Annotated in this window: 7 protein-coding genes; 3 read left to right on the forward strand and 4 right to left on the reverse strand. The window is 74.7% G+C overall.

Annotated features, from left to right (window positions below):
• Positions 1 to 96: 96 nt before the first annotated feature.
• The 3 genes from ACFV4G_RS24830 to ACFV4G_RS24840 all read right to left on the reverse strand — a co-directional run bounded on the left by ACFV4G_RS24830 (position 97) and on the right by ACFV4G_RS24840 (position 3040).
• A complete protein-coding gene (locus ACFV4G_RS24830; RefSeq protein WP_380443926.1) occupies positions 97 to 1350 on the reverse strand; it encodes a threonine/serine exporter family protein in 1254 nt (417 codons plus the stop codon).
• Between the two features lie 57 nt (positions 1351 to 1407).
• Entirely contained in the window at positions 1408 to 1914 is a 507-nt protein-coding gene (locus tag ACFV4G_RS24835) for a DUF664 domain-containing protein (protein WP_380443928.1), read from the reverse strand.
• A gap of 184 nt (positions 1915 to 2098) precedes the next feature.
• Positions 2099 to 3040 carry a TIGR01777 family oxidoreductase gene (locus ACFV4G_RS24840; RefSeq protein WP_380443930.1) on the reverse strand — a complete coding sequence of 314 codons (942 nt, stop codon included), beginning with the start codon at positions 3038 to 3040 and terminating at the stop codon, positions 2099 to 2101.
• Between the two features lie 154 nt (positions 3041 to 3194).
• On the opposite strand from ACFV4G_RS24840, the gene ACFV4G_RS24845 reads away from it, so the two are divergent.
• Together ACFV4G_RS24845 and ACFV4G_RS24850 are read left to right on the forward strand one after the other, a co-directional pair.
• Positions 3195 to 3851: a PadR family transcriptional regulator gene (locus ACFV4G_RS24845; protein ID WP_380443932.1), complete on the forward strand. Its 657-nt coding sequence runs from the start codon at positions 3195 to 3197 to the stop codon at positions 3849 to 3851.
• Positions 3848 to 5323, forward strand: coding sequence for an FAD-dependent monooxygenase (locus ACFV4G_RS24850; protein ID WP_380443934.1), 1476 nt, complete (start codon positions 3848 to 3850; stop codon positions 5321 to 5323). The genes ACFV4G_RS24845 and ACFV4G_RS24850 overlap by 4 nt, the downstream gene beginning before the upstream one ends.
• A gap of 49 nt (positions 5324 to 5372) precedes the next feature.
• Here ACFV4G_RS24850 and ACFV4G_RS24855 read toward each other — a convergent pair whose 3' ends face one another.
• Entirely contained in the window at positions 5373 to 5981 is a 609-nt protein-coding gene (locus ACFV4G_RS24855) for a hypothetical protein (protein WP_380443936.1), read from the reverse strand.
• A gap of 137 nt (positions 5982 to 6118) precedes the next feature.
• Here ACFV4G_RS24855 and ACFV4G_RS24860 point away from each other — a divergent pair, with 137 nt between their 5' ends.
• Positions 6119 to 6619 carry a DUF4265 domain-containing protein gene (locus ACFV4G_RS24860; RefSeq protein WP_380443938.1) on the forward strand — a complete coding sequence of 167 codons (501 nt, stop codon included), beginning with the start codon at positions 6119 to 6121 and terminating at the stop codon, positions 6617 to 6619.
• Positions 6620 to 6764: the final 145 nt, after the last annotated feature.

Raw genomic sequence — 6764 nt, forward strand, 5'->3', positions numbered from 1 at the left:
GGTTGGTTTTTTTTTAAACCCCCCCCCCCGGGCCCGGGCCCGCCCCGGGCCTGGGGGGGTCGCACCCGCCCCGAGGCCCGGGCCCGGGGCGTCGGCTCAGGCCCGAGGCGCCGGCGTGAGGAGCGCCGGACGGGGAATGCGGCTGATCACCGAGCCGATCAGGGTGCCGATCGACACCCCGAAGACCGCCGAGACGGCCGCCAGCACCGACTGGGCCCCGTTGCCCACCTCGATCTGGGCGGTGTTCAGCAGGCCGAAGGAGCCCGGCACGACGATCCAGAACGCCGGCAGGTAGAGCACCTGCCAGAGCGGGCCGCCCGGCAGCCAGTGCACCAGGGTGGCGGCGACCGCGGCGGAGACCGCCCCGGCCAGGCCGCCGATCGCCGCGCCGTGCTCCGAGCCGATGACGACCTGGACGGTGACGCTCACCGCGATCACCGCGACGATCCACGGAACGGCGCTCGGCGGGGTGTTCACGTTGATCACGACGCCCGCGACGGCGATCGCGAGGCCGAGCCCGATCACCCACCAACTCGGCTTGGCCACCTGCACGTTGGCCAGCGCCGAGGCGGGCATGCCGATCGCGGTGGTGGCGGCGGCCACCCCGGCCAGGAACAGCGCGAGCTGCACCGCGCCGGACACCAGCCGGGCCGTCCCGGCGCTGGCCGAGCCCGCGGCGATCTCCGACAGGCCGGTGACCAGCAGCCCGCCCGGCAGCAGGATCGCCAGCGTGGCGACGATCGTCCGCAGCGGGCCGTCCAGCAGCGAGGCCTGCGCGAGCGCCAGGACGAGCAGTGCGACGAGGAACCCGGCCGTGACGGGCAGCAGCGGCCGCAGGGACGGCAGGCGCCGGGCGAGCACGGTCAGTCCCGCGACGACCAGCGAGCCGGCCCCGGCCGCCAGCACGTTCGCCGCGGCCGGCTGCAGGAACATGCAGACCCCGACCCCGACCGGCAGCGCCCCGAGGTCCGCCACCCACGTCGGCCAGCGGGCCGGCGCCCGGCGGATCGCGTCCAGCTCGGCGAGTGCCCGCGGCCCGTCGAGCCCGCCGGCGCGCAGCCGGTGCACCAGGTGGAGGACGTCGGCCGTCTGCTCGAAGCGCAGTGCGGCGCCGACGGGCCGGAACGCGGTGGCGTCGTCCGTGCCCAGCGAGACGAACAGCCCGTTGGTCAGGGCGGCGACCTGCACCCCGGGAGCCCCCAGCGCCCGCCCCAGGCCGTGGAGTTCCTCCTCGACGTCGTGGACGGGCAGACCACCGCCCAGGAGGGCGTCGCCCAGTTCGAGCAGGAGGCGGCGGAGCGGGTCGGGCGGGGCGGCGGTGCCCCGGACCGGGGGAGACGTGCGTGACATGGCACGTATCGTCCCATCCCGCCCGATTCGGTCCGACCGTGCCCTTCTTCCGGGCGGTCAGCCCCCGCTCAGGAGCCCGCGCACGTAGGCCGCCTGGCCGACGTGCTGGAGGTCGTCGGAGATCACGCTGACCAGCCGCACCCCCAGGGTGACCGGAGGGTCCCACGACTCGTCGACGACGCGCGCGAGGGACGGGCCGTTGAGCCTGCGCACGAAGTCGACCGTCCGGGCGTGGACGGCCTCGTGGTAGCCCAGCAGCAGCTCGGCGGTGGCGGTGACCTCGGCGACCTGGGCGGGCCGGTGCCCGTAGCCGGTGGCCGCCGCGGCGAACGGGAGGGCGAAGCGCTCGGCCCAGCCGTCCGCGGTCCACGCCTGCTCGCGGTCGGCCGCGTCGGCGACGTGGTCGTCCTGGATCCTGGTGAGGTGCCAGACCAGCCAGGCGATCGAGTTGGCCGGATCCCGCACCCGGAACGCGAGCTGCTCGGGGGAGAGGCCGTCGACGACGCCGGCGACCTCCTCCCGGATCCGGCCGAACGCGTCCACGAGGAGATCGGCGCTGGTCACACCCGTCACTGTCGCCTCCCGATCGGGGTCGTCCGGGGCTCGGCCGCCCCGACGAGCATGTCCCGCCGCAGGCCTCCCAGCCACTCGGCGGCCCTGGCGGCCCCGGCAGTCCTGTCCTGGCAGTCTCGGCCCCGGCAGTCCTGGCAGTCTCGGCGGCCCCGGGCGGCCTGGGCGACGGAGGCCGTCACCGCCCGCGCAGCCGCCGCACCAGGTCGCGGGCGGCCTGCGGCCAGTCCGGGTGCTCGAAGGCGAAGCCCGCGTCCAGCAGTCTGGTCGGCACGACGCGGCGGCTCTTCAGCAGCAGCTCGGTCTCCGAGCGCAGCGCGAAGGCGCCGAGCTCGGCCATCCAGCGCGTGGCGGGCAGGGCGAGCGGCATGCCCCAGGCCGCCCGCAGGTCGCGCATGAACTCGCGCTGGGGCAGCGGGTGCGGGGCGGCGAGGTTGACCGGGCCGGCGAGGTCGTCCCGGGTGGCGAGGAACTCGACGGCGCGGACGAAGTCCCGCTCGTGGATCCAGGACACGTACTGCGCGCCGCCCGCGATCGGCCCGCCGGCGCCGAGTCGGGCCAGCCAGGAGAGCGAGTCGAACGCCCCGCCGCGCTCCGGCCCGAGGACGACGGCGGTGCGCAGCGCGAGGCGGCGGGTGTGCGGGGTTTCGGCCTCGGCCTGGGCGTCCTCCCACGCGCGGGCGATGTCGATGCTGTACCGCCAGGAGGCCGGGGCGCCGGGCTCGGCGCCGCCGATCACGCCGTCGAGTTCGTCGTTGGGCGCGTCGTGGCGGTGGGCGTAGACGGTCGCGGTGCTCATCTGGAGCCAGACGGCGGGCGGGCGCCGGGCGGCGGCGATGGCCCGGCCGACGGCCCGGGTGGAGAGCACCCGGGAGTCCATCATGGCCCGCCGGTTCTCGTCCGTGTAGCGGCAGTTGACGCTGCGCCCGGCGAGGTTGAGCACCACGTCGCTGCCGTCGACCTCGGTCGCCCAGGCTCCGAGGTGCTGCCCGTCCCACCAGATCTGGCGGGGCCCGGCGGGCCGGCGGCTGAGGACGACGACGCGGTGGCCGGCGGCGGTCAGGCGGTGGTCGAGCAGGGTGCCGAGCGCGCCGGAGCCGCCGGGAATGACGATCTTCATGGGTTCCCCCCTCATCTCGGGTTTCGAGCCTAGCGCCTCAATTGAACGCGTTCAAATATCCCGCGTCGCACGATCGGTGGTTCACATCGGTTAGCCGGATCCGTATAGTCGGATCCGGCTAACCGAGACCGACTAGAGATCGGCGAGTACCTCGATGGCGAAACGAAAGATCTCCAACACGCTGGCGCTGGCCGTGCTGGGCCTGCTGCAGGAACAGCCGATGCACCCGTACGAGATGGCCTCCACCCTGCGGGAACGGCACAAGGACAGCAGCTTCAAGGTCAACTCCGGCTCCCTGTACGACACGGTCGAGTCGCTCGTGCGGCACGGCTGGATCGAGCCGGTCGAGACGGCGCGCGACGGCCGGCGGCCGGAACGCACCGTGTACGCGGTCACCGGCCTGGGCCAGGACGAGTTCGTCCAGTGGATCGACGAACTGCTGCGCACGCCCGTCGCGGAGTACCCGAAGTTCATGGCCGCGGTGTCCTACCTCGGCGCGCTCGGTCCGGACGGGGCGGCGGAGGCGCTCGCCGAACGGGCGGAGCACCTGGCCCGGCGGATCGAGGAGACGGGCACGGTGCTGGCCGACACGGTCGGCTCCGGCGGCGTCCCCCGGCTGTTCATGATCGAGGTCGAGTGCGCGCTGCACGCCTGGGAGGCCGAACTGGCCTGGACGCGGCGGACGATCGCCGAGATCCGCGACGGCAGCCTCGCCTGGCCCAGGGTCGAACGGACCGAACGGACCGAACGGACCGAACAGGGCTGGACCTGGTCCGACCCGACGGACGAGAAGGGAACCACCACCCGATGACCGAGGTGCTGATCGTGGGAGCCGGCCCGGCCGGGCTGTTACTCGCGAGCGAACTGCGGCTCGCCGGCGTCGACACGGTCGTGCTCGAACGCCACCCGCGGCGGCCGGACTTCTGCCGCGGCTTCAACCTCAACGCCCGCGCCCTGGACCTGCTGGCCCGGCGCGGCCTCGCCGAACGGCTGATCGCCGAGGGCCGGCAGGTCCCGCACGCCGCGTTCTCCGGCCTGCCCGTGACGCTCACCCTCGCGGGCGCGCACACCGGCCACCCGTACTCGCTGGGCATCCCGCAGACCCGGGTCGAGGAGGTCCTGGAGCAGCACGCCCTCGACCTGGGCGCCGACATCCGGCGCGGACACGAACTGCTCACGCTGGAACAGGACTTCGAGTCCGTCACCGCCACCGTGTCCGCCGACGGAGGCGAGTACCGCATCCGGGCCGCGTACCTGGTCGGGTGCGACGGCGGCCGCAGCACCGTCCGCAAACGGGCCGGCATCGACTTCCCCGGCACGGCGGCGACCCGGTTCTCCCTCCTCGGCGACGTCGAGCTCGCCGACCCGCAGGCGCTGCCGTTCGGCGTGACCACCGGCCCCGGCGGCAGCGTGTTCGCGATACCCCGCCCCGGCTACGTGCGGGTCATCACCACCGACCGCCGGCCGCCCGCCGACCAGGACACCCCGGTCACCCTCGACCTGCTGCAGACCGCCGTGGACGAAGCGCTCGGCCGTCACGTCGAACTGCGCGCCCCGCGCTGGCTGACCCGCTTCGGCGACGCCGCCCGGCAGGCGGCCGAGTACGTCCGGGGCAGGATCGTCCTCGCCGGGGACGCCGCGCACATCCACCCGCCGGCCGGGGCGATCGGCGTCAACCTCGCCCTGGACGACGCGTTCAACCTCGGCTGGAAGCTCGCCGCCACCGTCCGCGGCACCGCCCCGGCCCACCTGCTCGACAGCTACCACGCCGAACGCCACGCCGCCGGAGCACACGTGCTGGCGAACACCCGCGCCCAGGTGCTGCTCGGCGAGCCGGGCGCGCCCGGCGACCGGCTCGCCCCGCTCACCGACCTGCTCACCCGCGTCGCCCGCCACCCCGACGGCAACCGCGCCCTCGCCGAGACGGTCACCGGCCTGGACACCCGCTATGAGACGCTCCCCGACACCGGCCACCCCTGGCTGGGCCGCCTCGCCCCCGACCTCACCCTGACCACCGGCCACGGCCGCACCCGCCTCAGCGAGCTGCTCGCCCCGGGGCGCGGCGTCCTGCTCGACCTGACGGGAGGAACGGACGTCCGCGCGACGGCCGCAGGATGGGCGGACCGCGTGGACCTCGTCACCGCGACCTGCCCCGACCACCCCGACCTCGACGCCGTCCTCCTGCGCCCCGACGGCCACACCGCCTGGCTGCGCACCGCCGAGGACGACGACGGGACCGACGGGCTCCGGCAGGCGCTCCGGCACTGGTACGGAGCTGCCTGATCGTCGACCGCCCCCGCAGGTGGGTCCGTCCGCTACCGCGGTTCGTCGGCTACAGCAGCCCGACCAGGAACCGCACCGCCAGCACGCAGCCGAGCAACAGGAACCCGCCAAGGAGCCACAGTCCCGCGCCGAACGCGAGGCCGGCCAGACGGTCACCGAGGGTCAGAGGGGCGCCGTCCCACGGCTCCTCCTCCTGGGCGGGGACCGGAGCGGGAAGCGGGCCGGCGAGGTCCAGGCGCATGTGCTCCTCGGAGCAGTACGTACGGTCGAGCACCTCGGCGGCCCGGCGGTCGATCTCCAGGGCCAACCACCCCTCGGGCAGTTCGAATCTGTCGCCGAGTGCGGTCCGGGGCTCCCGGATGCCGCAGAAGGCACAGACCTCCGGCTCCTGACGGCCCGTAGGCCGTTTCGACCCGGACATCCCTCCGTCCGCAGCGGCATCCGGTGTCACCGCCGGGGTGGCACCGGTGGTTGCCGGCGCATCCGCGGGCTGCCGGAGCTCGGACACGACGAACAGGACGGTGGCAGCACAGAGGGCGCCCACGGCCGCGCCCGTGTACTGCGGCCGGTCGTCCTGCACGAAGGCGAAAGCGGCCCCGCAGATCAGGAGCAGGAGCCAGGCCCAGGCCCGGAAGCCGCGGAAGTGGAAGCGGTGCATCCGGTGATCCTGCCAGGCCCCGAAGACCACGCACCAATCGTGTCCCGACACCCTGCCCGACCTTCGGATCGGTGCTCGGGGCCGCGGACCCGATGTCGCGCCGTTCACCCCGCGCGGAGCACGGTCATGATGGTGACGTGACGAACAGCAACGAGAACCACGTGAAGGTCCACTACCCGCTGGACGTGGACGAGAACGGCTGGCCGCCGGTGGGCGTCGAGAGCCTGTGGGCGGAGGACCTCGGCGACGGGACGGTCCGCGTCGCCAACGCCCCGTGGTTCGCGCAGGGCGTCGCGAGCGGCGACGTCGTCCGGGTCGAGGTCGACGACGACGGCGTGCGCTGGGCCGAGGAGACCGTCGACGCCTCGGACCACTGCACCATCCGGCTGATCGTGCTGCAGGAGGGCGGCTCGGCCGGGGCCCGGCAGTCCGTGCTGGACGAGTTCCAGCGGCTCGGCGCGACCGGCGAGGGCGTCGAGCGGTTCGGGATGGTCGCGCTGGACGTCCCGCCCTCGGCCGACCTGCCGGGCATCCGCGCCCTGCTGGAGCGCGGCGATGCGGAGGGTCGGTGGGACTGGGAGGAAGGCTGCGTCACCGCCGCCTGGGCCGCGCACGACGGGGCCGCCGCCGACGACTGACGGCGGGGCCGGTCGAGCAGCCGGAGCACGGACCGTGCTGCGCCCCGACCTCCGAAAGGCCCGTGGGGGTGGGGGGGCGGGGGGACGAGGGCGCGCGGCGCCGCCCTCGACGGCCCCACTCTCGCTCTGTGGGGGGGGGGCGGGA

This window comes from Kitasatospora sp. NPDC059747 (genome assembly GCF_042732955.1).
GTDB lineage: Bacteria > Actinomycetota > Actinomycetes > Streptomycetales > Streptomycetaceae > Kitasatospora.